The 22,812-nt window shown below is 33.8% G+C and carries 33 protein-coding genes; 31 read left to right on the plus strand and 2 right to left on the minus strand.

Going from position 1 to position 22,812, the window contains the following annotated elements:
- Positions 1–17 precede the first annotated feature (17 nt).
- The 26 genes from rplP to ctlX all read left to right on the plus strand — a co-directional run bounded on the left by rplP (position 18) and on the right by ctlX (position 16,031).
- Positions 18–443 (plus strand): 50S ribosomal protein L16, encoded by a 426-nt coding sequence (rplP, locus tag HNQ00_RS02550; protein ID WP_016989325.1) that lies wholly within the window; start codon positions 18–20, stop codon positions 441–443.
- A gap of 13 nt (positions 444–456) precedes the next feature.
- Entirely contained in the window at positions 457–648 is a 192-nt protein-coding gene (gene rpmC, locus HNQ00_RS02555) for a 50S ribosomal protein L29 (RefSeq protein ID WP_026707011.1), read from the plus strand.
- Between the two features lie 17 nt (positions 649–665).
- Positions 666–926, plus strand: a complete 261-nt coding sequence (rpsQ, locus tag HNQ00_RS02560) for a 30S ribosomal protein S17 (RefSeq protein WP_026707010.1) — start codon at positions 666–668, stop codon at positions 924–926.
- Positions 927–928: 2 nt separating this feature from the next.
- On the plus strand, positions 929–1,297 hold the full coding sequence (gene rplN / locus HNQ00_RS02565) for a 50S ribosomal protein L14 (RefSeq protein ID WP_007136556.1): 369 nt from the start codon (positions 929–931) through the stop codon (positions 1,295–1,297).
- 11 nt (positions 1,298–1,308) lie between these two features.
- Positions 1,309–1,623, plus strand: a complete 315-nt coding sequence (gene rplX, locus HNQ00_RS02570) for a 50S ribosomal protein L24 (RefSeq protein ID WP_026707009.1) — start codon at positions 1,309–1,311, stop codon at positions 1,621–1,623.
- A gap of 2 nt (positions 1,624–1,625) precedes the next feature.
- Entirely contained in the window at positions 1,626–2,177 is a 552-nt protein-coding gene (gene rplE / locus HNQ00_RS02575) for a 50S ribosomal protein L5 (RefSeq protein ID WP_026707008.1), read from the plus strand.
- A gap of 3 nt (positions 2,178–2,180) precedes the next feature.
- A complete protein-coding gene (gene rpsN / locus HNQ00_RS02580; protein ID WP_026707007.1) occupies positions 2,181–2,450 on the plus strand; it encodes a 30S ribosomal protein S14 in 270 nt (89 codons plus the stop codon).
- Between the two features lie 71 nt (positions 2,451–2,521).
- Positions 2,522–2,920 carry a 30S ribosomal protein S8 gene (rpsH, locus tag HNQ00_RS02585; protein ID WP_026707006.1) on the plus strand — a complete coding sequence of 133 codons (399 nt, stop codon included), beginning with the start codon at positions 2,522–2,524 and terminating at the stop codon, positions 2,918–2,920.
- Positions 2,921–2,935: 15 nt separating this feature from the next.
- Positions 2,936–3,478, plus strand: a complete 543-nt coding sequence (rplF, locus tag HNQ00_RS02590) for a 50S ribosomal protein L6 (RefSeq protein WP_026707005.1) — start codon at positions 2,936–2,938, stop codon at positions 3,476–3,478.
- Between the two features lie 13 nt (positions 3,479–3,491).
- Complete coding sequence (gene rplR, locus HNQ00_RS02595; RefSeq protein WP_173836782.1) at positions 3,492–3,842, plus strand: 50S ribosomal protein L18; 351 nt, start codon at positions 3,492–3,494, stop codon at positions 3,840–3,842.
- A 6-nt stretch (positions 3,843–3,848) separates the two neighbouring features.
- Entirely contained in the window at positions 3,849–4,373 is a 525-nt protein-coding gene (gene rpsE / locus HNQ00_RS02600; RefSeq protein WP_026707003.1) for a 30S ribosomal protein S5, read from the plus strand.
- Positions 4,374–4,385: 12 nt separating this feature from the next.
- Entirely contained in the window at positions 4,386–4,568 is a 183-nt protein-coding gene (gene rpmD / locus HNQ00_RS02605; protein ID WP_026707002.1) for a 50S ribosomal protein L30, read from the plus strand.
- An 11-nt stretch (positions 4,569–4,579) separates the two neighbouring features.
- A complete protein-coding gene (gene rplO, locus HNQ00_RS02610; protein WP_026707001.1) occupies positions 4,580–5,032 on the plus strand; it encodes a 50S ribosomal protein L15 in 453 nt (150 codons plus the stop codon).
- Between the two features lie 11 nt (positions 5,033–5,043).
- Positions 5,044–6,390 carry a preprotein translocase subunit SecY gene (gene secY, locus HNQ00_RS02615; RefSeq protein WP_173836784.1) on the plus strand — a complete coding sequence of 449 codons (1,347 nt, stop codon included), beginning with the start codon at positions 5,044–5,046 and terminating at the stop codon, positions 6,388–6,390.
- Positions 6,391–6,394: 4 nt separating this feature from the next.
- Positions 6,395–6,610 carry a translation initiation factor IF-1 gene (infA, locus tag HNQ00_RS02620; RefSeq protein ID WP_007136545.1) on the plus strand — a complete coding sequence of 72 codons (216 nt, stop codon included), beginning with the start codon at positions 6,395–6,397 and terminating at the stop codon, positions 6,608–6,610.
- Between the two features lie 12 nt (positions 6,611–6,622).
- Positions 6,623–6,739 (plus strand): type B 50S ribosomal protein L36, encoded by a 117-nt coding sequence (gene ykgO / locus HNQ00_RS02625; RefSeq protein WP_008992256.1) that lies wholly within the window; start codon positions 6,623–6,625, stop codon positions 6,737–6,739.
- Between the two features lie 2 nt (positions 6,740–6,741).
- Positions 6,742–7,116, plus strand: a complete 375-nt coding sequence (gene rpsM, locus HNQ00_RS02630) for a 30S ribosomal protein S13 (RefSeq protein WP_026706999.1) — start codon at positions 6,742–6,744, stop codon at positions 7,114–7,116.
- 8 nt (positions 7,117–7,124) lie between these two features.
- Complete coding sequence (gene rpsK / locus HNQ00_RS02635; protein WP_024981527.1) at positions 7,125–7,508, plus strand: 30S ribosomal protein S11; 384 nt, start codon at positions 7,125–7,127, stop codon at positions 7,506–7,508.
- 89 nt (positions 7,509–7,597) lie between these two features.
- Positions 7,598–8,203 (plus strand): 30S ribosomal protein S4, encoded by a 606-nt coding sequence (rpsD, locus tag HNQ00_RS02640; protein ID WP_026706998.1) that lies wholly within the window; start codon positions 7,598–7,600, stop codon positions 8,201–8,203.
- A gap of 21 nt (positions 8,204–8,224) precedes the next feature.
- Positions 8,225–9,217: a DNA-directed RNA polymerase subunit alpha gene (locus HNQ00_RS02645; RefSeq protein WP_026706997.1), complete on the plus strand. Its 993-nt coding sequence runs from the start codon at positions 8,225–8,227 to the stop codon at positions 9,215–9,217.
- Positions 9,218–9,280: 63 nt separating this feature from the next.
- Positions 9,281–9,769, plus strand: coding sequence for a 50S ribosomal protein L17 (gene rplQ / locus HNQ00_RS02650; RefSeq protein WP_173836787.1), 489 nt, complete (start codon positions 9,281–9,283; stop codon positions 9,767–9,769).
- A 210-nt stretch (positions 9,770–9,979) separates the two neighbouring features.
- Entirely contained in the window at positions 9,980–11,077 is a 1,098-nt protein-coding gene (carA, locus tag HNQ00_RS02655; RefSeq protein WP_173836789.1) for a glutamine-hydrolyzing carbamoyl-phosphate synthase small subunit, read from the plus strand.
- 257 nt (positions 11,078–11,334) lie between these two features.
- Complete coding sequence (eno, locus tag HNQ00_RS02660) at positions 11,335–12,627, plus strand: phosphopyruvate hydratase (RefSeq protein WP_173836792.1); 1,293 nt, start codon at positions 11,335–11,337, stop codon at positions 12,625–12,627.
- 156 nt (positions 12,628–12,783) lie between these two features.
- Positions 12,784–14,055, plus strand: a complete 1,272-nt coding sequence (locus tag HNQ00_RS02665; RefSeq protein WP_173836794.1) for a citrate synthase — start codon at positions 12,784–12,786, stop codon at positions 14,053–14,055.
- Positions 14,056–14,130: 75 nt separating this feature from the next.
- Entirely contained in the window at positions 14,131–15,045 is a 915-nt protein-coding gene (locus HNQ00_RS02670) for a dimethylarginine dimethylaminohydrolase family protein (RefSeq protein ID WP_173836796.1), read from the plus strand.
- Between the two features lie 50 nt (positions 15,046–15,095).
- The gene (gene ctlX / locus HNQ00_RS02675) at positions 15,096–16,031 is read left to right on the plus strand and encodes a citrulline utilization hydrolase CtlX (RefSeq protein WP_173836798.1); all 936 of its coding nucleotides are present in this window, start codon (positions 15,096–15,098) and stop codon (positions 16,029–16,031) included.
- A gap of 78 nt (positions 16,032–16,109) precedes the next feature.
- On the opposite strand, the gene HNQ00_RS02680 is transcribed toward ctlX, so the two are convergent.
- Positions 16,110–16,739 carry a MarC family NAAT transporter gene (locus tag HNQ00_RS02680; RefSeq protein ID WP_173836800.1) on the minus strand — a complete coding sequence of 210 codons (630 nt, stop codon included), beginning with the start codon at positions 16,737–16,739 and terminating at the stop codon, positions 16,110–16,112.
- 172 nt (positions 16,740–16,911) lie between these two features.
- Between HNQ00_RS02680 and HNQ00_RS02685 the strand changes: the two genes are divergently transcribed.
- On the plus strand, positions 16,912–17,277 hold the full coding sequence (locus HNQ00_RS02685; protein ID WP_026706989.1) for a CoA-binding protein: 366 nt from the start codon (positions 16,912–16,914) through the stop codon (positions 17,275–17,277).
- 84 nt (positions 17,278–17,361) lie between these two features.
- Here HNQ00_RS02685 and HNQ00_RS02690 read toward each other — a convergent pair whose 3' ends face one another.
- A complete protein-coding gene (locus tag HNQ00_RS02690) occupies positions 17,362–18,876 on the minus strand; it encodes a sodium:solute symporter (RefSeq protein WP_173837115.1) in 1,515 nt (504 codons plus the stop codon).
- 132 nt (positions 18,877–19,008) lie between these two features.
- Here HNQ00_RS02690 and recR point away from each other — a divergent pair, with 132 nt between their 5' ends.
- The 4 genes from recR (at position 19,009) to HNQ00_RS02710 (ending at position 22,788) form a co-directional block, all read left to right on the plus strand.
- Positions 19,009–19,629, plus strand: a complete 621-nt coding sequence (gene recR, locus HNQ00_RS02695) for a recombination mediator RecR (RefSeq protein WP_173836802.1) — start codon at positions 19,009–19,011, stop codon at positions 19,627–19,629.
- 261 nt (positions 19,630–19,890) lie between these two features.
- Positions 19,891–20,859, plus strand: coding sequence for an SDR family oxidoreductase (locus HNQ00_RS02700; RefSeq protein ID WP_173836803.1), 969 nt, complete (start codon positions 19,891–19,893; stop codon positions 20,857–20,859).
- Between the two features lie 43 nt (positions 20,860–20,902).
- Positions 20,903–22,294 (plus strand): UDP-glucose 6-dehydrogenase, encoded by a 1,392-nt coding sequence (locus tag HNQ00_RS02705; protein ID WP_173836804.1) that lies wholly within the window; start codon positions 20,903–20,905, stop codon positions 22,292–22,294.
- 29 nt (positions 22,295–22,323) lie between these two features.
- Entirely contained in the window at positions 22,324–22,788 is a 465-nt protein-coding gene (locus HNQ00_RS02710; protein WP_173836805.1) for a UpxY family transcription antiterminator, read from the plus strand.
- The last annotated feature ends 24 nt before the right edge of the window (positions 22,789–22,812 follow it).

Here is a 22,812-nt window from a genome sequence, read left to right on the forward strand (position 1 = left end):
TTTTAAATTAAAGAAAAATGTTACAGCCTAAAAGAACAAAATACCGTAAGGTACAAAAAGGTAAAATGAAAGGGAACTCTGGAAGAGGGCATGAACTTTCTAATGGAATGTTTGGTATTAAATCTGTACATGAAGATGGAATGTTTTTAACTTCTCGTCAAATAGAGGCAGCTCGTATTGCTGCTACTCGTTTCATGAAAAGAGAGGGACAATTATGGATCAAAATATTTCCAGACAAACCAATTACTAAGAAGCCTCTTGAGGTACGTATGGGTAAAGGTAAAGGAGCAGTTGAGTATTGGGCTGCCGTTGTTAAACCCGGAAGAATTATGTTTGAAGTTGGAGGAGTTCCTTTGTCAGTTGCTAAAGAGGCATTACGTCTTGCAGCTCAAAAGCTTCCAGTAAAAACTAAATTCGTTGTTGCTAGAGATTTCGAAGCATAATCTATATTATATTATGAAACAATCAGAAATAAAAGATCTTTCTGCAGCGGAGTTGCAAGAAAAACTTAGTCAAACTAAGAAGGCATATGCCGACCTAAAAATGGCTCACGCTATTTCTCCAATTGAGAATCCACTTCAAATTAGAGGTGTAAGAAGAACAGTTGCAAGATTAGCTACAGAACTTACAAAAAGAGAGTTACAATAATTGTAATCTGCTGAAAGATGGAAGAAAAAAGAAATTTAAGAAAAGAAAGAGTTGGTGTTGTAACTTCAAACAAAATGGATAAGTCTATTGTTGTTGCGCAAGTTACTAAAGTAAAACACCCATTATACGGTAAGTTCGTGTTGAAAACAAAGAAATTTGTAGCGCATGACGAAACAAACGACTGTAACATTGGAGATACTGTAAGAATTAGCGAAACGCGTCCTTTAAGTAAATCAAAATGTTGGAGATTAGTTGAAATCCTAGAAAGAGCTAAATAATTATGGTACAACAAGAATCAAGACTAAAAGTAGCAGACAACACAGGAGCTAAAGAAGTTTTAACTATCCGTGTTTTAGGAGGTACCAAAAGAAGGTATGCTTCTGTTGGTGACAAGATTGTAGTTTCTATCAAAGATACAACTCCTAACGGAAGCGTTAAAAAAGGAGCTGTTTCAACTGCAGTTGTTGTACGTACCAGAAAAGAAGTGAGAAGAGCTGATGGTTCTTATATCCGTTTCGATGACAATGCATGTGTTTTATTAAACGCTGCAGGAGAAATGAGAGGAACTCGTGTTTTTGGACCCGTAGCAAGAGAACTTCGTGAAAAACAATTCATGAAAATTGTATCATTAGCACCAGAAGTGCTTTAATTCGTTTTAAGATGATAAAGCTAAAAATAAAAACAGGTGACATTGTAAGAGTAATTGCTGGAGACCATAAAGGTTCAGAAGGTAAAGTTTTACGTGTTGACCGTGAGAAAAACAAAGCTATCGTAGAAGGTGTGAACATGGTTTCTAAACATACGAAGCCAAGTGCAAAAAGCCCTCAAGGTGGTATTGTAAAAAAAGAAGCTTCTATTCAAATATCTAATATCTCTCTAATTGATCCTAAAACTAAGGAAGCAACTAGAACAGGAGTTAGAGTTGAAGGAGATAAGAAAGTAAGATTTTCAAAAAAATCTAATCAAGTACTATAGTAATGGCGTATACACCTAGATTGAAAGAAGAATATAAGAGTAGAGTTATCTCTGCTCTTACAGAAGAGTACGGTTACGTAAACGTAATGCAAGTTCCTAAATTGGAAAAAATCGTTTTAAGCCGTGGAGTTGGAGCAGCTGTTTCTGACAAAAAACTTATCGATTATGCAGTTGATGAGTTAACTAAAATCACTGGGCAAAAAGCAGTGTCTACAATTTCTAAGAAAGATGTTGCGTCTTTCAAATTAAGAAAAGGGATGCCAATTGGAGCAAAGGTTACTTTACGTGGAGAGAGAATGTATGAGTTTTTAGATAGGCTTATTACTTCAGCTTTACCACGTGTTAGAGATTTTAGTGGGATTAAAGCTACAGGTTTCGACGGAAGAGGAAATTATAATCTTGGAGTTTTAGAGCAGATCATTTTCCCTGAAATTGACATTGATAAAGTGAACAAAATTTCGGGAATGGATATCACCTTTGTTACTACTGCTCAGACAGATAAGGAAGCAAAGTCGTTGTTAACTGAACTAGGATTACCTTTTAAAAAGAATTAAGTTATGGCTAAAGAATCAATGAAAGCCCGCGAGGTTAAGAGAGAAAAAACGGTAGCAAAGTATGCTGAGAAAAGAAAAGCTTTGTTAGAAGCTGGAGATTTCGTAGGTTTGCAAAAGTTACCGAAAAACGCTTCACCTGTTCGTTTGCATAATAGATGTAAATTGACTGGTAGACCAAGAGGGTATATGCGTCAATTCGGTATTTCACGTGTTACATTTCGTGAAATGGCTAATAATGGATTGATACCAGGAGTTAAAAAAGCTAGTTGGTAAAAAATTGAATTTTAATTGGTTAAAGGTTCGCCAGAAAGTCTGGCGAAAACCATAACCGCAAATATATACATATGTATACAGATCCTATTGCAGATTATTTAACTAGGGTTAGAAACGCTGTGGCTGCAAACCACAAAGTTGTCGAAATTCCTGCATCTAATCTAAAAAAAGAAATAACTAAGATCTTATTTGATCAAGGTTATATCTTAAGTTACAAATTTGAAGACAACGCTGTTCAGGGTTCGATCAAAATTGCTTTGAAGTATGATAAAGATACTAAAGAGTCAGTAATTAAAGATATCCAGAGAATTAGTAAACCAGGTTTACGTAAATATTCAAGTTCTTCTTCTATTCCAAGAATCCTTAACGGATTAGGAATTGCTATTGTTTCAACATCTAAAGGTTTGATGACTGGAAAAAAAGCAAAACAACTTAATGTTGGTGGAGAGGTAATTTGTTACGTATACTAATAAAAAGACTATAAGATGTCAAGAATAGGTAAAAGCCCAATTGTAATCCCTGCTGGCGTAACTGTAGAAGTTAAAGACGGTATTATTACAGTAAAAGGAAAAAACGGTCAACTAACTCAGGAGTTTTCGGACGTTACTGTAACAGTTGAAGGTGATCAAGTTCAAGTTGAAAGATCATCGGATCATAAAGACCAAAGAGCAAAGCACGGATTATATAGATCATTGATTAATAATATGATCTTAGGTGTAACTGATGGTTTTACTAAATCATTAGAATTAGTAGGTGTTGGTTATAGAGCTTCAAATCAAGGTCAAAAATTGGATTTAGCTCTTGGATTTTCTCATAATATCGTATTGGATGTAGCTCCAGAAGTTACATTGGAGACGATCTCTGAGAAAGGAAAGAACCCAATCGTAAAGTTAACATCAATTGATAAACAACTTTTAGGTCAAGTTGCGGCGAAGATTAGAGGTTTCCGCAAGCCTGAGCCTTATAAAGGAAAAGGTGTTAAATTTGTGGGTGAAGTATTAAGAAGAAAAGCAGGTAAATCAGCTTAAAAAATAAGAGATTATGTCATTAACAAAACCTGAAAGAAGACAGAGAATTAGATTCAGAATTAGAAAATCAATTAGTGGTACTGCTACTAATCCAAGACTATCTGTTTTTAGAAGTAACAAAGAAATATACGCGCAACTTATTGATGACGTAAATGGAGTTACTTTATTAGCTGCTTCTTCAAGAGAAAAGGAAATAGGAAAAGGTACGAACGTAGAGGTTGCTACTGCAGTTGGGAAACTAGTTGCAGAGAAAGCATTAAAAGCTGGGATAGAAGTTGTGACATTCGATAGAGGAGGTTACTTGTATCACGGGCGTATTCAATCATTAGCAGAAGGCGCGAGAGCTGCTGGACTTAAATTCTAATATATTATGTCTAATAAATACAAGAATGTAGAGTTAGTAAAACCAACTGGTCTTGAATTAAAAGATCGTTTGGTGAGTGTTAATCGTGTTACTAAAGTTACAAAGGGTGGTAGAGCTTTCGGTTTTTCTGCTATTGTAGTTGTAGGTGATGAGAATGGTGTTGTAGGACATGGATTAGGAAAATCTAAAGATGTTTCTGAAGCAATCGCAAAAGCGGTAGAAGATGCTAAGAAAAATCTAGTGAAGATTCCTTTAAATGGTCAATCAGTACCACACGAACAAAAAGGTAAATTTGGTGGTGCACGTGTATTTTTAATTCCTGCCTCTCATGGTACTGGAGTTATTGCTGGTGGAGCTGTTCGTTCAGTTCTTGAGTCAGTAGGTATTCACGATGTATTATCTAAATCTCAAGGATCATCAAATCCTCACAACGTAGTTAAAGCAACTTTTGATGCTTTATTACAAATGAGAAGCGCCTATAGTGTTGCAAAACAAAGAGGAGTTTCTTTAGAAAAAGTTTTTAAAGGTTAATTCAAGGAAATTATGGCTAAATTATTAGTAAAACAAGTTAGAAGTAAAATCAACTGTCCACTTGATCAAAAAAGAGGATTAGAAGCTTTAGGTCTACGTAAAATGGGTCAAGTTGTAGAACATGATTCAAACCCTGCAATCCTTGGGATGATAAACAAAGTTAAACACTTAGTTTCTGTAGAGGAAGCTAAATAACAAATACTGTTATGAATTTAAGTAACTTACAACCAGCTGAAGGGTCAACACACAATCAAAATAAAAGGTTAGGTAGAGGAGAAGGTTCTGGAAAAGGTGGTACTTCTGCAAGAGGTCACAAAGGAGCAAAATCTCGTTCTGGTTATTCTAAAAAGATTGGTTTTGAAGGAGGTCAAATGCCGCTTCAAAGACGTGTGCCTAAGTTTGGTTTCACAAACATCAATCGTAAAGATTACGAGGGTGTTAATCTTGATACGATTCAAGCTTTAGTAGATAATGGAATCATTACTGATTCAATCGATATGACAACTTACGTTGCAAATCGTTTAGCTACTAAAAATGAAATCGTTAAGATTTTAGGTAGAGGAGAATTGAAAGCAAAATTAAAAGTAACCGCTCACAAATTTACTGCTACTGCAAAAGCTGCTATTGAAGCTGCTGGTGGAGAAGCTGTAACAATGTAATTTTTCAATTTATGAAGAAATTTATTGAATCAATAAGTAATGTTTGGAAAATCGAAGAGCTAAAAAACAGGATTCTAATTACTTTAGGCCTGCTTTTAGTTTATCGTTTTGGAGCACATGTTACGCTTCCGGGAATTGATGCAACGCAACTAACAACTTTAGCAGGACAAACCAAAAGTGGTATTGGTTCTATTTTAGATATGTTTACTGGTGGTGCATTCTCAAAAGCGTCTGTTTTTGCTCTAGGAATTATGCCTTATATTTCGGCATCTATTGTTGTTCAGTTAATGGGAATTGCTATTCCTTATTTGCAAAAGCTTCAAAGTGATGGTGAAAGTGGTAGAAAAAAGATTAATCAGATCACACGTTGGTTAACAATAGGGATTACCTTGTTGCAAGGACCAACTTATATCTATAATCTCTATAGAACTTTACCTAGTAGTGCATTTTTATTAGGGTTTAATTCTTTTGAATTCTTATTTTCTTCAGTAATAATCTTGGTCACTGGTACTATTTTTGCTATGTGGTTAGGAGAAAAAATAACTGATAAAGGAATTGGGAATGGTATCTCGCTGTTAATTATGGTGGGTATACTTGCAAGATTTCCTCAAGCGTTTATACAAGAGTTTACTACAAGAGTTACAAATAACAATGGAGGTCCAATGTTATTGGTTATTGAAATCATTATTTGGCTCTTAGTAATTGTTGCCTGTGTCTTGTTGACTATGGCAATTAGAAAAATACCAGTGCAGTACGCACGCCGTACTACATCAGGAGATTATGAACAAGATTTGATGGGTGGTAATAGACAATGGATACCTTTGAAGCTTAATGCTTCGGGAGTTATGCCTATTATCTTTGCTCAAGCAATTATGTTTATTCCTGCTGCTGTAGCTGGGTTATCAAAATCAGAAGCATCTCAATCAATCGCTGGCGCTTTTAGTAATATGTTTGGGTTTTGGTATAATTTATTGTTTGCAACATTAATTGTTGTATTTACTTTCTTTTATACTGCCATTACTGTTCCTACTAATAAGATGTCAGACGACCTTAAGAGGAGTGGAGGATTTATACCAGGTGTTAGACCGGGTGCAGAGACTTCAGACTTCTTAGATAAAGTGATGTCATTGATAACTTTCCCAGGATCTTTATTTCTTGCTCTAATAGCTGTGTTTCCAGCGATTGTTGTAAGTGTTATGGATGTTCAACAATCTTGGGCAATGTTTTTTGGGGGTACCTCATTAATCATTATGGTTGGTGTTGCAATTGATACAATTCAGCAAATCAATTCATATTTGTTAAATAAACATTATGACGGATTAATGAAAAGTGGAAAAAATAGAAAAGCAGTAGCTTAATTTTATGGCAAAACAATCAGCAATAGAACAAGACGGATCAATAATTGAAGCATTATCAAATGCTATGTTCCGTGTAGAATTAGAGAATGGACATATTGTAATTGCTCATATTTCTGGAAAAATGCGTATGCATTACATCAAATTATTACCTGGTGATAAAGTGAAGTTAGAAATGAGCCCTTATGATTTGTCAAAAGCGAGAATTACTTATAGATATTAAAGGATATTCACTATGAAAGTTAGAGCATCAGTAAAAAAGAGAAGTCCCGAGTGCAAAATTGTGCGTAGAAAAGGGAGATTGTACGTTATAAACAAAAAGAATCCTAGATTTAAACAAAGACAAGGATAATTATGGCAAGAATAGCAGGGGTAGATATCCCAAAAAATAAGAGAGGTGTTATAGCACTAACCTATATCTTCGGATTAGGAAGAAGTAGAGCTATTGAGATTTTAGAAAAAGCTCAAGTTAGCCAAGACAAAAAAGTTCAAGATTGGAATGACGACGAAATCGGAGCAATTCGTGAAGTAGTTGGTTCTTTTAAAATTGAAGGAGAATTACGTTCTGAAGTTTCTTTAAACATCAAACGTTTAATGGATATTGGATGTTATAGAGGTATCCGTCATAGAACTGGTCTTCCTTTAAGGGGACAAAGAACTAAGAATAACTCTAGAACTAGAAAAGGTAAAAGAAAAACTGTTGCGAACAAGAAAAAAGCAACTAAATAATAAGTAATATGGCTAAAGCAACTGCAAAAAAACGTAAAGTTATCGTTGAATCAACGGGAGAAGCTCATATTTCTGCTACCTTCAATAACATCATTATTTCTTTGACAAACAAAAAAGGTGAAGTTATTTCATGGTCTTCAGCTGGTAAAATGGGTTTTAGAGGTTCTAAAAAGAATACTCCATACGCGGCTCAGATGGCAGCAGAAGATTGTAGTAAAGTAGCTCTTGAAGCTGGACTAAAAAAAGTTAAGGTTTATGTTAAAGGGCCAGGAAACGGACGTGAGTCTGCTATCCGTTCTTTACATAATGGTGGAATTGAAGTTACAGAGATTATCGATGTTACTCCAATGCCTCATAACGGATGTCGTCCTCCAAAGAGACGTAGAGTTTAATAATATATTTAAGTATAACTAGGTAGAATAAACGATTATCGAAGGATATGACCTGAATTCATAATCTCTACCTTAATTAATTTTTAGAAATGGCAAGATATACTGGTCCAAAAACTAGAATTGCTCGTAAATTTGGCGAAGCAATTTTCGGAGATGATAAATCATTCGAAAGAAGAAATTACCCACCTGGACAACACGGGATGGCGAAAAAAAGAGGTAAAAAATCTGAATATGCTATCCAGTTAATGGAGAAACAAAAAGCTAAATATTCTTATGGAATTTTAGAAAAACAATTTAGAGGTTTATTTAAGAAAGCATCAGCTACTAAAGGTGTTACTGGTGAGGTTCTTTTACAATTATGTGAAGCAAGATTAGATAATGTAGTATTCAGAATGGGTATTGCTCCATCTCGTAGAGGTGCTAGACAGCTTGTATCTCACAGACATATCACTGTTAATGGTGATGTGGTAAATATTGCTTCTTACCACCTTAAGCCTGGTGATAAGGTTGCTGTTCGTGAAAAATCTAAATCATTAGAAGCTATCGAACGTTCTTTATCTAATTCAAGTCATGTTTATGAATGGATTACTTGGAATAATGATGTTAAAGAAGGTACTTTTGTTACTGTACCAGCTAGACTTCAAATTCCAGAAAATATTAAAGAACAATTAATCGTAGAGTTGTACAACAAATAATAATTGACTTAGTCGAAATTTATGGCAATATTTAATTTTCAGAAGCCCGATAAAGTTATCATGATTGATTCGACTGATTTTGAAGGAAAGTTTGAATTCAGACCTTTAGAACCAGGATACGGATTAACCGTTGGTAATGCACTTAGAAGAGTTTTGCTTTCAGCATTAGAAGGTTATGCAATTACATCTGTCCGCATAGAAGGTGTAGATCATGAGTTTTCTACTATCTCAGGAGTTGTTGAAGATGTTACCGAAATTATCCTTAATCTAAAACAAGTACGTTTTAAACGTCAAATTGAAGATATCGATAATGAAGCAGTTACTATTTCTGTTTCAGGTAAAGATCAATTAACAGCTGGTGATTTTCAAAAGTTTATCTCAGGTTTTCAAGTTTTGAATCCAGAACTGGTAATTTGTAATTTAGACAGTAAAATCAAATTGAATTTTGATTTGACAATTGAAAAAGGTAGAGGATATGTTCCTGCTGAAGAGAACAAAAAACAGAATGCTGCAATTGGAACTATTTTTACAGATTCGATTTTTACTCCGGTAAAAAATGTAAAATATGCAATAGAAAACTTCCGTGTAGAGCAAAAAACAGATTATGAAAAGTTAGTTTTTGAAATTAAAACTGACGGTTCTATTAATCCAAAAGATGCTTTAACTGAAGCTGCTAAAGTTTTAATTCACCACTTCATGTTGTTCTCTGATGAAAGAATTACACTGGAGGCTGATGAAATTGCACAAACAGAATCTTACGATGAGGAATCATTGCATATGAGACAATTGCTTAAAACTAAGCTTGTTGATATGGATTTATCTGTGAGAGCATTAAATTGCTTGAAAGCGGCTGAAGTTGATACTCTTGGAGATTTAGTATCTTTCAATAAAAATGACCTAATGAAATTCCGTAATTTTGGTAAAAAATCTTTAACAGAGTTAGACGAACTTGTCGCTGTAAAGAATTTAACCTTCGGTATGGACTTAGCGAAATACAAACTAGATAAAGAATAAATTACTTCATATTTTGATCTCCAAAGCGGATAGTATCAAGATGAAAGTATAAAAATACAAGTCATGAGACACGGAAAAAAATTCAATCACTTAAGCAGACAGACAGCTCATAGAAAATCTATGTTAGCTAATATGGCTTGTTCTCTAATCGAGCACAAACGTATTAATACTACTGTTGCTAAGGCAAAAGCGCTTAAACAATTTGTTGAGCCTTTAATTACAAAGTCAAAATCAGATACTACTCATAACCGTCGTATCGTTTTTGCTTACCTACGTAGCAAGTATGCTGTTACTGATCTATTTAGAGATGTAGCTGCTAAAGTTGGAGATCGTCCAGGTGGATACACTCGTATCATCAAAGTTGGAAATCGTTTAGGAGATAATGCTGATATGGCAATGATCGAATTAGTAGATTTCAATGAACTTTATAATGGTGGTAAAAAAGAGGTTAAGAAAGCTAAAAGCCGTCGTGGTGGAAAAGCTAAGAAAGCAGATGAAGCTACTGAAGCTCCAGCTGCTGACACTGAAACTTCTACAGACGCTGCTGAATAATTATGAAGGTAATAATTCAATAATATTAAGGATAAACTATTTATAGTTTATCCTTTTTTTTTGTTTATTTTTTCGATACATGCCATCTTGAGTATGGTATTGCAGTAGTACTGCATGTGTTGATTATTTAACTAATTTACGTCATATTAAAATTATTAAATTTGCACCTATTCTATTAAAGAATTAAATTTGCAATATATTTAACTACACATGAAATATACAACACGACAAAGCGCTATTTTATTATTGAGTGATGGAACAATCTTTCACGGTAAATCAATTGGGATAAGCGGAACTACATTTGGTGAAGTTTGCTTCAATACAGGAATGACTGGCTATCAAGAAATTTTTACTGATCCGTCATATTTTGGTCAGATCATGATTACAACTAATCCTCACATAGGAAATTATGGGGTTAATGAAAATGATGTTGAGTCTGATAGTATGAAAATTGCTGGATTGGTTTGTAAAAATTTTAGTTTTAATTATTCAAGAGAAGGAGCTAGTGACAGTTTAGAGAACTATTTTATTAAGCAAAATTTAATTTGCATCTCTGATGTAGATACAAGAGCATTAGTTAGTTATATTAGAGATAATGGCGCTATGAATGCTGTTATTTGTACAGATGGAACGTCTATTGATGACTTAAAAATAGCGCTTGCTAATGTTCCAGATATGAAAGGTTTAGAGTTGGCGTCTAAAGTATCAACCACATCGCCTTATTTTTACGGTAATGAAGATGCTAAGTATAAAGTAGCGGCTTTAGATTTGGGTATTAAGACTAATATTCTCAGAAATTTAGCTAAGAGAGACTGTTATATAAAGGTGTTTCCTTACGATGCTTCTTTTGAAGATTTAGCTAGTTTTAATCCAGATGGTTATTTTTTATCTAATGGACCTGGTGATCCAGAACCTTTATTAAGTGCGATTAAAGTTGCGCAAGATATTATTAAATCTGATAAACCACTTTTTGGAATTTGCTTAGGCCACCAGATTATTGGTTTGGCAAATGGTGTAGCTACTTATAAAATGTTTAATGGCCACAGAGGGATTAATCATCCGGTAAAAAATTTGTTATCTGGTAAAGGAGAGATTACGTCCCAAAATCATGGCTTCAGTGTAAATAGAGAAGAGTTAGAAAAAAATAGTGAATTGGAGATAACTCATGTGCATTTAAATGATGGAACAGTTGCAGGGATGCGAATGAAAAATAAAAAATGTTTTTCTGTGCAGTACCATCCAGAGGCTAGTCCGGGTCCACATGATTCATCCTACCTTTTTGATCAATTTATTGACAGTTTATCATAGAGTAAAATAAAAAGGATTACATTAATTTATGTAATCCTTTTTATTTTCTAAACCGATAATGATCTAATTGATGATTTAAAATTGTTGCTAGTTTTTAAGCGATCATATTTATTTACAGTAATAACATTAGTAAATTTTAATTTTATTTAATTATTATTAAAATATACAACGTTTTCGTTAATAACATTCACTTATTTCACATTACTGTTAGAAAAGATAGAATATATTTGTAATAAAAATTTAAAAATTATATAGATATGAGTATTATTATTAAAATTCACGCAAGACAAATTTTTGATTCAAGAGGAAATCCTACTATTGAAGTAGATGTAATTACTGATAACGGCGTTTTAGGTAGAGCTGCTGTTCCATCAGGAGCTTCAACTGGTGAACATGAAGCTGTAGAACTACGTGATGGAGGAAAAGCTTACTTGGGGAAAGGTGTTCTTAATGCTGTGAAAAATGTTAATACTGTCATTGCTGAGGAATTATTAGGTACTTCTGTTTTTGAGCAACACTTAATTGATCAAACTATGATTAATTTAGATGGTACTCCAAATAAATCTAATTTAGGAGCCAATGCTATCTTAGGGGTTTCTTTAGCTGTTGCTAAAGCTGCAGCAAATGAATTAGGTTTACCATTATATAGATACGTAGGTGGAGTTTCAGCTAATACTTTACCTGTCCCTATGATGAATATCATAAATGGTGGTTCGCATTCTGATGCTCCTATTGCTTTCCAAGAATTTATGATTTTTCCTGTGAAGGCAACTTCTTTTACACATGCAATGCAAATGGGTACTGAGATTTTTCATAGTTTGAAAAAAGTTCTTCACGATAGAGGATTGAGTACTGCAGTGGGTGATGAAGGAGGATTTGCACCTAACTTACCTGGCGGGACTGAAGACGCTTTAGATACTATTAAAAAGGCGGTTGAAAATGCAGGTTATTCTTTTGGAGACGAAATTATGATTGCATTAGATTGTGCTGCTGCAGAATTTTATGTAAATGGTAAATATGATTATTCTAAATTTGAAGGTGAAACAGGCAAAGTAAGATCATCTGCAGAGCAGGTTGATTATCTTGCTGAATTAGCAGCTAAATATCCTATTATCTCTATAGAAGATGGTATGGATGAAAATGATTGGGATGGTTGGAAGTTATTAACTGATAAGATTGGTGATAAAGTTCAATTAGTGGGAGATGATTTGTTTGTTACAAATGTTACGCGTTTATCAACTGGTATTGATAAAGGGATCGCAAATTCTATTTTAATTAAAGTAAACCAAATTGGTACTTTGACTGAGACTATTGCTGCAGTTAATATGGCTAAAAATGCTGGATATACATCAGTGATGTCACACCGTTCAGGTGAGACTGAAGATAATACTATTGCTGATTTAGCAGTTGCATTAAACTGTGGTCAAATTAAGACAGGTTCAGCTTCTCGTTCTGATCGAATGGCTAAATACAATCAACTATTAAGAATAGAAGAAGAACTAGGTGATACTGCGTATTTTCCTGGTAAAAATGCATTTAAAATAAAATAAGACTATCCTAAATAGTTGTCTAGAAGCCATCCGTATTTTGCGGATGGCTTTTTTTGTTAAATTTAACAATATCATTGTGATTTTCTCTTTTTAGTTATTGTTTTTATCCTTAGATTTGGTAAATTATTAAATACTAAGATTTATTTCCAAAATATTATGTCAAAAACAGCTATATTAGAAATCGATGGTAAAAAGTACGAATTTCCTACTGTTAAAGGAGTAGAAAATGAAGAGGCTATCGATATTAACAAATTACGAGATTTAACGGGATATATTACTTTAGATCCAGGATATAAAAATTCAGGTTCTTGTACGAGTAAGATTACTTTTCTTGATGGGGAACTTGGAATACTACGTTACAGAGGGTATTCTATTGAGGATTTAGCTGAAAAAGCTGATTTCTTAGAAGTTTCTTACTTATTAATCTTTGGTGAGCTACCTACTGCAACGCAGTTGGAGCAATTCGAGAATGATATCAGAAAACATACTTTGGTTAACGAAGAAATGAAAAATATCATTGATGGTTTTCCTAGAACAGCTCATCCAATGGGTGTTTTAGCTGCGTTAACAAGTGCTTTGACTGCTTTCAACCCTAAATCGGTTAATGTAGATAATGAGAAAGAAATGTACCATGCAGTTTGTAAAACTATGGGTAAATTTTTAGTAATTGCTACATGGACATACAGAAAAAGTATGGGGTATCCTTTGAATTACTATGATAATACAAAAGGTTACGTTGAAAACTTTATGAGATTAATGTTTGAATTACCTACTGAGCCTTACAAAGCTAATCCAGTAGTAATTGAAGCATTAGATAAATTATTTATTCTACATGCTGATCACGAGCAAAACTGTTCGACATCAACAGTTAGAATGGTTGGTTCTTCTCATGCTGGACTTTTTGCTTCTATCTCATCAGGAGTTTCCGCTTTATGGGGGCCATTACATGGAGGTGCTAATCAAGCGGTACTTGAAATGTTAGAGGAAATCAATAATAATGGAGGAGATACTGATGCTTATTTGGCTAAAGCCAAAGATAAAAATGATCCATTCCGTTTAATGGGATTTGGTCATAGAGTATATAAAAACTTTGATCCACGTGCTAAGATTATTAAAAAAGCAGCCAAAGAAGTATTAGAAACTTTAGGTGTAGAGGATCCTATCTTAGAAATTGCTAAAAAGTTAGAAGCAGCAGCTTTAGAAGATGAGTATTTTAAATCAAGAAACTTGTATCCTAATGTTGATTTCTATTCAGGAATCATTTACAGAGCTTTAGGTATTCCTACTGATATGTTTACAGTAATGTTTGCTATTGGTCGTTTGCCAGGATGGATCGCTCAATGGAAAGAAATGAGAGAGAATAAAGAACCTATTGGTAGACCAAGACAAATTTATACAGGTTCTCCTTTAAGAGAATTTAAAAAATAAGTTCACAAAATATCTTTAAAAGCCTCACTTTATAGTGGGGCTTTTTTTTACCTTTGTTTAAATTAATCGCACTATATGTTAGATATAAAAGTAAGTAATGAAACGGCTAAGCTACGCGCTGTTGTTTTAGGTATTGCAGAAAATAATGGACCCACTCCATTAGCGGAAGAAGCATATGACCCCAAATCATTAGAACACATCCTTGCAAATAGTTATCCTATTGAGAGCGATATGATCAAAGAAATGGATGCTTTTTATACTATTTTAAAAAAGTATAATGTAGAAGTGTATCGCCCACAGTTGATCGAAAATTACAATCAAATTTTTGCACGTGACATTGGTTTTGTAATTGATGATATATTTATCAAAGCAAATATATTGCCAGATAGAGAAAGGGAGCTTGATGCTATTCAATATATAATCGATAAAATTAATCCTTTAAAAGTAGTTCGCCCTCCTGAAGAAGTTCACATTGAAGGAGGAGATGTAATGCCATGGAATGATTATATTTTTGTGGGTACTTACAAGGGGAGTGATTACAAGGATTACATGACTGCTCGTACTAATAAGGAGGGTGTTGCCTTTATCAAAAATCTTTTTCCAAATAAAATTGTAAAAGAATTTGATCTAGTAAAATCTAAATTAGAAGCAAGAGATAATGCATTGCACTTAGATTGTTGTTTTCAACCTATAGGGACTGATAAAGGGATTATCTATAAAAGTGGTTTTCGTGAAGAAGCAGACTATATGTTCTTAGTCGATTTATTTGGAAAAGAAAACCTTTTTCACATAACACGTGAAGAAATGTATAACATGAATTCTAATGTGTTTTCTATAGATACTAATGTTGTTGTTTCTGAGCGCAACTTTACTCGCTTGAATAATTGGCTACGTGCAAATGATTTTATAGTTGAAGAAGTTCCTTATGCAGAGATTTCTAAACAAGAGGGATTGTTGCGCTGCTCGACATTGCCATTAATAAGAGAATAAAATAAACGTCTCTGTATATTGATAGTATGGAGAAAAAAATATAATATAAAATGAAACAAACTACAAATTCAATATTGATGATTCGTCCAGTGGCGTTTCGTATGAACGAGCAAACTGCGGTAAATAATTATTACCAAAAAGTCATTGATGGACTTTTACCTGCAACAGTTAATGCAAAAGCACAGCAAGAATTTGACGATTTTGTTGTTAAATTAAGAGCTGTGGGGGTTAATGTTACCGTGGTAAACGATACTTTAAATCCAGACACACCAGATTCAATATTTCCTAATAATTGGGTTTCATTTCATGAGAATGGCGATGCAGCAATGTATCCAATGTTTGCTGAAAATAGAAGAGCAGAGCGTCGCGAAGAAATTTTGGATCAATTAGAAGAAGAAGGTTTTAAAATAGAAAATATTGTTGACTACACATCTGCAGAAGAGGATGGTTATTTTCTTGAAGGAACAGGTTCTCTATTATTAGATAGAGCGAATCACAAAGCTTATTGTGCGCTGTCTCCGCGTGCAGATGAAGAATTGTTCATCGAGTTTTGTGAAGATTTTGATTATGCGCCCGTTATCTTTGAAGCATTTCAAACTGTTGATGGAGAACGTAAATTGATTTATCATACAAATGTTATGATGTGTTTAGGTGAAACATTTGCTGTTATATGTTCAGAATGTATCGATGATAAAAAAGAGCGTAAAATGGTAATCGATAACCTAAAAGAAGATGGTAAAGAGGTGATACTAATAACAGAAGCTCAAGTTAATAATTTTGCAGGTAATATGTTAGAAGTTCGTGGAGCCGATGATAAGAGATATCTTATTATGAGCGCTGCTGCACATCAAAGTCTGACTAGTAAGCAAATTGAACAACTTGAAAAACACGCCACAATATTAAGCTCTAGTTTAGACACTATCGAGGCTTGTGGTGGTGGAAGCGCAAGATGCATGATGGCAGAGATATTCTTACCGTTAGCATAAAGCAAATTCGATACTAATTAAAAATGCCCCAAAAGCGATCTGTTCTTGGGGCATTTCTAATTTTAATGATTATCGGTGTTACATAAAGTTAGCTTGAACAATGGCAATTATCGAACTGATGATATATTGCACACCAATCGCAATAACAATGAAGCCTACTATTCTAGATATTGCAACAATACCTGAGGCTCCTAGAATTTTAGCCAGGTAATGTGCACTTCTAAGTACTATAAAAATTGCTATAGCTACTGCTAATATTGCAAATACAGATACTAAAATATCAGTGAGATTATTGTGTTCATGGTAAAAAGCAATCAATAAAGATATAGATCCAGGTCCAGCTAGCATGGGTATGGCAAGTGGTGTTAGAGCTATGTCGTTTCTACGTTGAGCATCATTTTCTACCTTTTTATTTACACCTCTTTTCTTATTGAAATTTCCCGTAAGTAATGAAAATCCAGATGTGGCAATTATAATTCCTCCCGCAATACGCAAAGCTTCAATGCTAATTCCAAAAAAGGTCAAAACATATTCTCCAAAAAAGAAGGAGATAATTAAAATTATAAAAACGTTAATTGCGGTCCATAGTGAGATTCTTGAGCGCTCTTTTTCATCATCATCCATAGTAAGCCCCACAAAAATAGGTACTGTACCAATGGGATTAATTACAGAGAATAAGGCAGCGAATAAATAAATAAAAAGTTCCATTGTTTTTTGCGCGAAATTAGTTGGTTAGTTAGCTTACTGATGCTCAATCGAGATTAAGAAAAAGTTATTGTTTTCTTTTAACATTTGTTATTGCTTTAGTAGAAAAGAAAGATATTAATTTTAATTGAGATCAACCCTACTATTTTAGTACTTTTACAAAAAATTATACGTAATGAAAAATAAAAAAACTTTGGTTCTTGGGGCTTCCACAAAACCAGAACGATACGCTTTTAAAGCAATAAGCATGTTAACTGAGAAAGGACATTCTGTTCTCGCTATTGGTCAAAACGCTGGGGAAGTTGCAGGAGTAAAAATTAAAACTAAAGCGATACCATTGTCAAATATAGATACAATCACCTTATATTTAAATCCTGCTCGTCAAAGAGATTATTATAATTATATCGTAGAAGCTAAGCCAAAACGTGTCATATTTAATCCAGGTACCGAAAATCCGGAGTTAATGCAGTTGTTAGAATTAAACAATATCAAGTCAGAAGTTGCCTGTACATTAGTGCTTTTAACTACTAATAGATATTAATTTATTTAGAAGCTATTCCTGCTATACGTTGCAATCTTTTACTTTCTAAAGAAAAAAGTAAAAGGATTTACACTGCTATCAGGGCTAAAAATCATCTACTATCGATTTAGAAATTGGCTTACTAATCACTAATAAGCCTATGAATGTTAGTAGTCCATTGATAATAATTAATTCATTATCGAAGACATAACCAAAGAATAAAGTTTTAGAATTCTCACTAATGAAGTAGGTTATTGCAGGAGATAAAATGCAAATTAAAGGGACAAATTTATCCATGACAGTTTTGGATTTCATAAACAATCCAAAACTGTAGAGCCCTAATAAAGGTCCGTAGGTGTAAGATGCTACCCTGAAAATCATTCCTACTACAGAGCTATCGTTTACTGAGTTAAAAAATAAGATTACAAAAAACATTAGTAAAGAGAAGCCCACATGTACAAAATGTCTTGTTCGCACTACGTTAGGTTTATTTAGATTCTCTGCTTTATCCATACTGAGAAAATCAACACAAAAGGATGTAGTTAATGCTGTTAACGCTGAATCGGTAGTAGCAAATGTTGCGGCAGTTAATCCTAACAAGAAAACTATTGAAGGGACGATTGTTAAATGGTTAAAAGCGATTTCTGGGAATAGCAAATCTGTTCGAGGTTTTCCAGTAACTAAATCTAACGGAACTTCAATGCCGTTTTTACTTGCAAATAAGTAAAGTAGAGCACCCACACTCAAAAAGAAAATATTTATAAAAACAAAAATAGCAGTAAAGCTGTACATGTTTTTTTGAGCTTCTTTAATGGTCGCACAGCTCAAGTTTTTTTGCATTAAATCTTGATCAAGACCCACCATTGCGATAGTTACAAAAACACCTCCTAAAATTTGTTTTACAACGTGAAATCTATTTCCAAGAAAATCATCGTAAAAAAATACTTTTGAGTAATTACTATTTTTAACCGCTTCAAATGCCTGAACGACATTCAAATCGAGGCTATCGCAAATAAAGTAAATAGTCATAAATACAGAAGTTACAAGGAAAAATGTTTGCAATGTATCCGTAATAATGATCGTTTTCAAACCACCACGATAGGTGTATGCAAATATTAAAGCGAGCGAAATCAATACTGTAGCAGCAAATGGAATTTGATAAAAATCAAATACATAACGCTGTAAAACAATGACAACAAGATATAGTCTAAAGGCCGATCCTATAGTCCTGCTTAGCAGAAAAATACTTGCTGCTGATTTGTAGGAATAGGTTCCTAATCGCGTTTCAATATAACTATAAATTGAGGTTAAGTTGAGACGATAGTATAAGGGTAATAATACTTTTGCTATTATGATAAAACCAATAGCATTTCCTAGCACAAATTGAAAATATTTAAATTGCTCACCATTAGGAGAACCTACTTCACCAGGGACTGATATAAAAGTAACTCCAGATAGTGCGGTCCCTATCATACCAAAGGCAACCAAATACCATTTTGAATTTTTATTGGCTTTGAAAAAAGCTTCGTTCCCACTGTCTTTGCTACTAGTGAAGTGTGATATTGCAAATAATATCCCAAAGTAGGTGATCATTAGGATTAGTATAGTAAAAGGAGTCATTGGCTGATTTTTGAAGTCCAAAATACAATTTTTTAATGAATGAGGAATTTACCATGCAAATTATTTAAAATATTGTGTGTAAATAGAATTATTAGTAAATTAAAAAGTAAAGTATTTGTTACATTTGCAGCTATGGAATTTTCATCAAAATTAATAGAGAAAGCAGTAAATGAGATTGCTCAACTACCAGGAATAGGTAAGCGATCAGCTTTGCGTCTAGTATTACATTTATTAAAACAACCAAAAGAGCAAACAAGTTTCCTGTCACAGGCACTGTTGCAAATGCGTGAGGAAATAAAATACTGTGAGAGTTGCCATAATATCTCTGATAATTCCGTGTGCGAAATATGCTCTAATAAAAATCGTGATCATCAATTAGTATGTGTTGTTGAAGACATAAGAGATGTGATGGCTATCGAGAATACGGGGCAATTTAGAGGGGTTTATCACGTTTTAGGTGGCAAAATATCACCTATTGACGGTGTAGGACCTAGTCAGTTAAAAATCCCTACACTAGTTGAAAAGGTAAAAAGTGGACAAGTGATGGAGGTGATTTTTGCTCTTAGCTCTACCATGGAAGGGGATACGACCAATTTTTATATTTATAAACAAATTATAAATTCAGGTGTTACTATGTCTACAATCGCTAGAGGAATTGCTGTGGGAGATGAACTAGAATATGCAGATGAAGTAACTTTAGGACGCAGTATTTTACATCGGGTGCCTTTTGAAAAATCATTTAAAAATAATTAGTTGCTTAAAAAAATAGGGAAAGTTTCAATATGGTCAATGAAAAGCTATATTTGTCTACCAGATGTATTATAGTCTATGGGATAGTATGAGGTGGATCTTGATGTTTTGTAATATTTGCATGTTTGATAGGTATCGAAATAGTGTTATTAGCGAATTAAAAACGAATATGCTAAACAATTTTTTGAAGGTACTAGTCTTACAACTAGGCAATAGGAGCAAGCTTTTATCAGTGGTAAAAATAATTTAAAAAAAATAAGTAAAATGAATAAGATATTAGTTACAGGTGGAGCAGGATTTATTGGGTCAAATTTATGTGAATATTTTTTGGCTAAAGGACATTCAGTAACGTGTTTGGATAATTTTGCAACTGGACATAAACATAACTTAGAAAAATGTTTCGAATATGACACTTTCAAATTAATTGAAGGCGATATTAGAAACACTGATGACTGTGCAAATGCAGTAGCAGGTATTGACTACGTTTTTCATCAAGCTGCCTTGGGTTCAGTACCAAGGTCTATCAATGATCCTATCACTAGTAATGATGTTAACGTATCAGGTTTTTTAAATATGTTAGTAGCCGCTAGAGATGCAAATGTGAAACGGTTTATATATGCTGCAAGTTCTTCAACTTATGGGGATTCACAAGGTTTGCCTAAGGTCGAGGATGTTATCGGAAAACCGTTGTCACCGTATGCTATAACTAAATATGTAAACGAATTATATGCTGATATTTTCAGCAAGACGTACGGTCTAGAGACTATAGGTTTGCGTTATTTTAATGTTTTTGGTCGAAAACAAGATCCAAATGGTGCTTACGCAGCTGTTATTCCAAAATTTGTTATGCAGCTAATGCAATTAGAATCACCAAAAATAAATGGTGATGGGAATTATTCTCGAGATTTTACTTACATCGATAATGTGATTCAAATGAATGATTTAGCGATGAATACAAAAAATCAGGATGCTATTAATACCGTTTACAACACAGCCTACGGAGATAGAAACACGTTAAACGATTTGATGACTTATTTGAAAAAATATTTATCAGAATACAACCCAAAAATTGAAAATGTTACGATCGAATATGGTCCTAATAGAGCAGGTGATATACCACATTCTTTAGCGAGTATTGATAAAGCTAAGAATTTACTAGGTTACGATCCTCAGTTTTCTTTGCAAGAAGGTTTAAAAGAGGCTGTAGCTTGGTATTGGGCAAATTTAAAGTAGTGCCTAAAAATGTTTATTCGAAAAGAAATATAAAGGATATTAAATGAAAATTACAAATATTTGCTGCATCGGTGCAGGATACGTAGGCGGACCTACAATGGCAGTTATTGCGCAAAAGTGCCCACACATTAAGGTTACGGTTGTAGATTTAAATGAAGATCGCATTGCAGCGTGGAATGATAAAGATGTCAATAATATCCCAATTTACGAACCAGGGCTTGCTGAAATTGTTTCAGAGGCTAGAGGGCGTAACTTGTTTTTCTCCACAGATGTAGACCAAGCAATTGATGAAGCTCAAATTGTATTTATATCTGTAAATACGCCTACTAAAACCTATGGTAAAGGTAAAGGAATGGCAGCCGATTTAAAATATATCGAACTTTGCGCGAGACAAATAGCTCGAGTTTCTAAGGAAGATAAAATAGTGGTAGAGAAATCTACACTGCCAGTGCGCACAGCAGAGGCTATAAAAAGTATTTTAGATAATACTGGAAATGGTGTTCAATTTCAAATATTATCTAACCCAGAATTTTTAGCAGAGGGAACAGCGATTGAAGATTTATTGAATCCAGATCGTATTTTGATAGGAGGAGATGAATCAGCAGAAGGACAAGAGGCTATTGCAGCATTAACGAGCGTATATGCAAATTGGCTCGCTCCAGAAAAAATTTTAAGTACAAATGTCTGGTCGTCTGAATTGTCTAAACTTACCGCTAATGCATTTTTAGCCCAACGTATTTCCTCTATAAATGCGATGTCTGAATTGTGTGAGAAGACTGGAGCTGATGTAAGTGAAGTGTCAAGAGCTATAGGAATGGATAGTAGAATTGGTTCTAAATTTTTAAAAGCTTCTGTTGGATTTGGTGGGTCTTGTTTTCAAAAAGATATTTTAAATTTAGTGTACATCGCTAAGTCTTATGGTTTAAATGAGGTTGCTGATTACTGGGAGCAAGTGATTATCATGAATGATTACCAAAAAAAGCGTTTCTCTAGTAACATTGTGCAAACTTTGTATAATACCGTTTCTGGAAAAAAAATCGCGTTTTTAGGATGGGCATTTAAGAAAGATACAAACGATACTAGAGAATCTGCTGCAATTTATGTAGCTGATGATTTAATAAACGAGCAAGCAGAAATAGCGGTTTATGATCCTAAAGTTTCGCAAGATAAAATGTTGAGTGATATCACTTATCTTGAAACAAGATCAGCAGAGCAAAATAAAAAGTACTTGTCATCGTTTGACTCTTCTTATGAAGCCTGTAAAGGAGCGCATGCGATTGCTGTTTTAACTGAATGGGATGAGTTTAAATCGTATGATTGGCAAAAAATATACGACAATATGCAAAAACCTGCTTTTGTTTTTGATGGAAGAAATATATTAAATAGCGCCGAATTGACAAAAATAGGATTTAAGTATCAAGCCATTGGATCGTAAAGTAAAAGTTAAGTAAAAAAATAAAAAGTATGAACTGGTACGTTGTTTATACAAAGCCAAAATGGGAGAAAAAAGTTGCTGAGCAATTGTCTCGAAGTGGCATTGAATGTTACTGTCCTTTAATTATTCAAATTAAACAGTGGTCTGATCGAAAGAAAAAAGTAGAAGTGCCCCTGTTTAATTCGTATGTATTTGTACGTCTAGAGGATAAAGATCGCAATATAATATTTCAATCTGCTGGTGTTGTGCGGTATTTATTCTGGTTAGGGAAGCCGGCAATAGTTAAAGATGATGAAATTCACGTAATAAAAAAATGGTTAGATGCTCCAGAGAAATTTGATCTTACCGTGGATAAAATAAAAGTAGGGGAAACAATAACTGTAGAATCAGGTCCTTTTGCTAATCAAAGAGCAATAGTACAAGAAGTAACAAACAACCATTACTTACTAGTATTAGAAAGTTTAGGTTGTGTATTAAAAATAAATCATAAGTAACAAATGCTTATACGTGGTACTTGT

This window comes from Flavobacterium aeripolare, from assembly GCF_013294025.1.
Lineage (GTDB): Bacteria > Bacteroidota > Bacteroidia > Flavobacteriales > Flavobacteriaceae > Flavobacterium.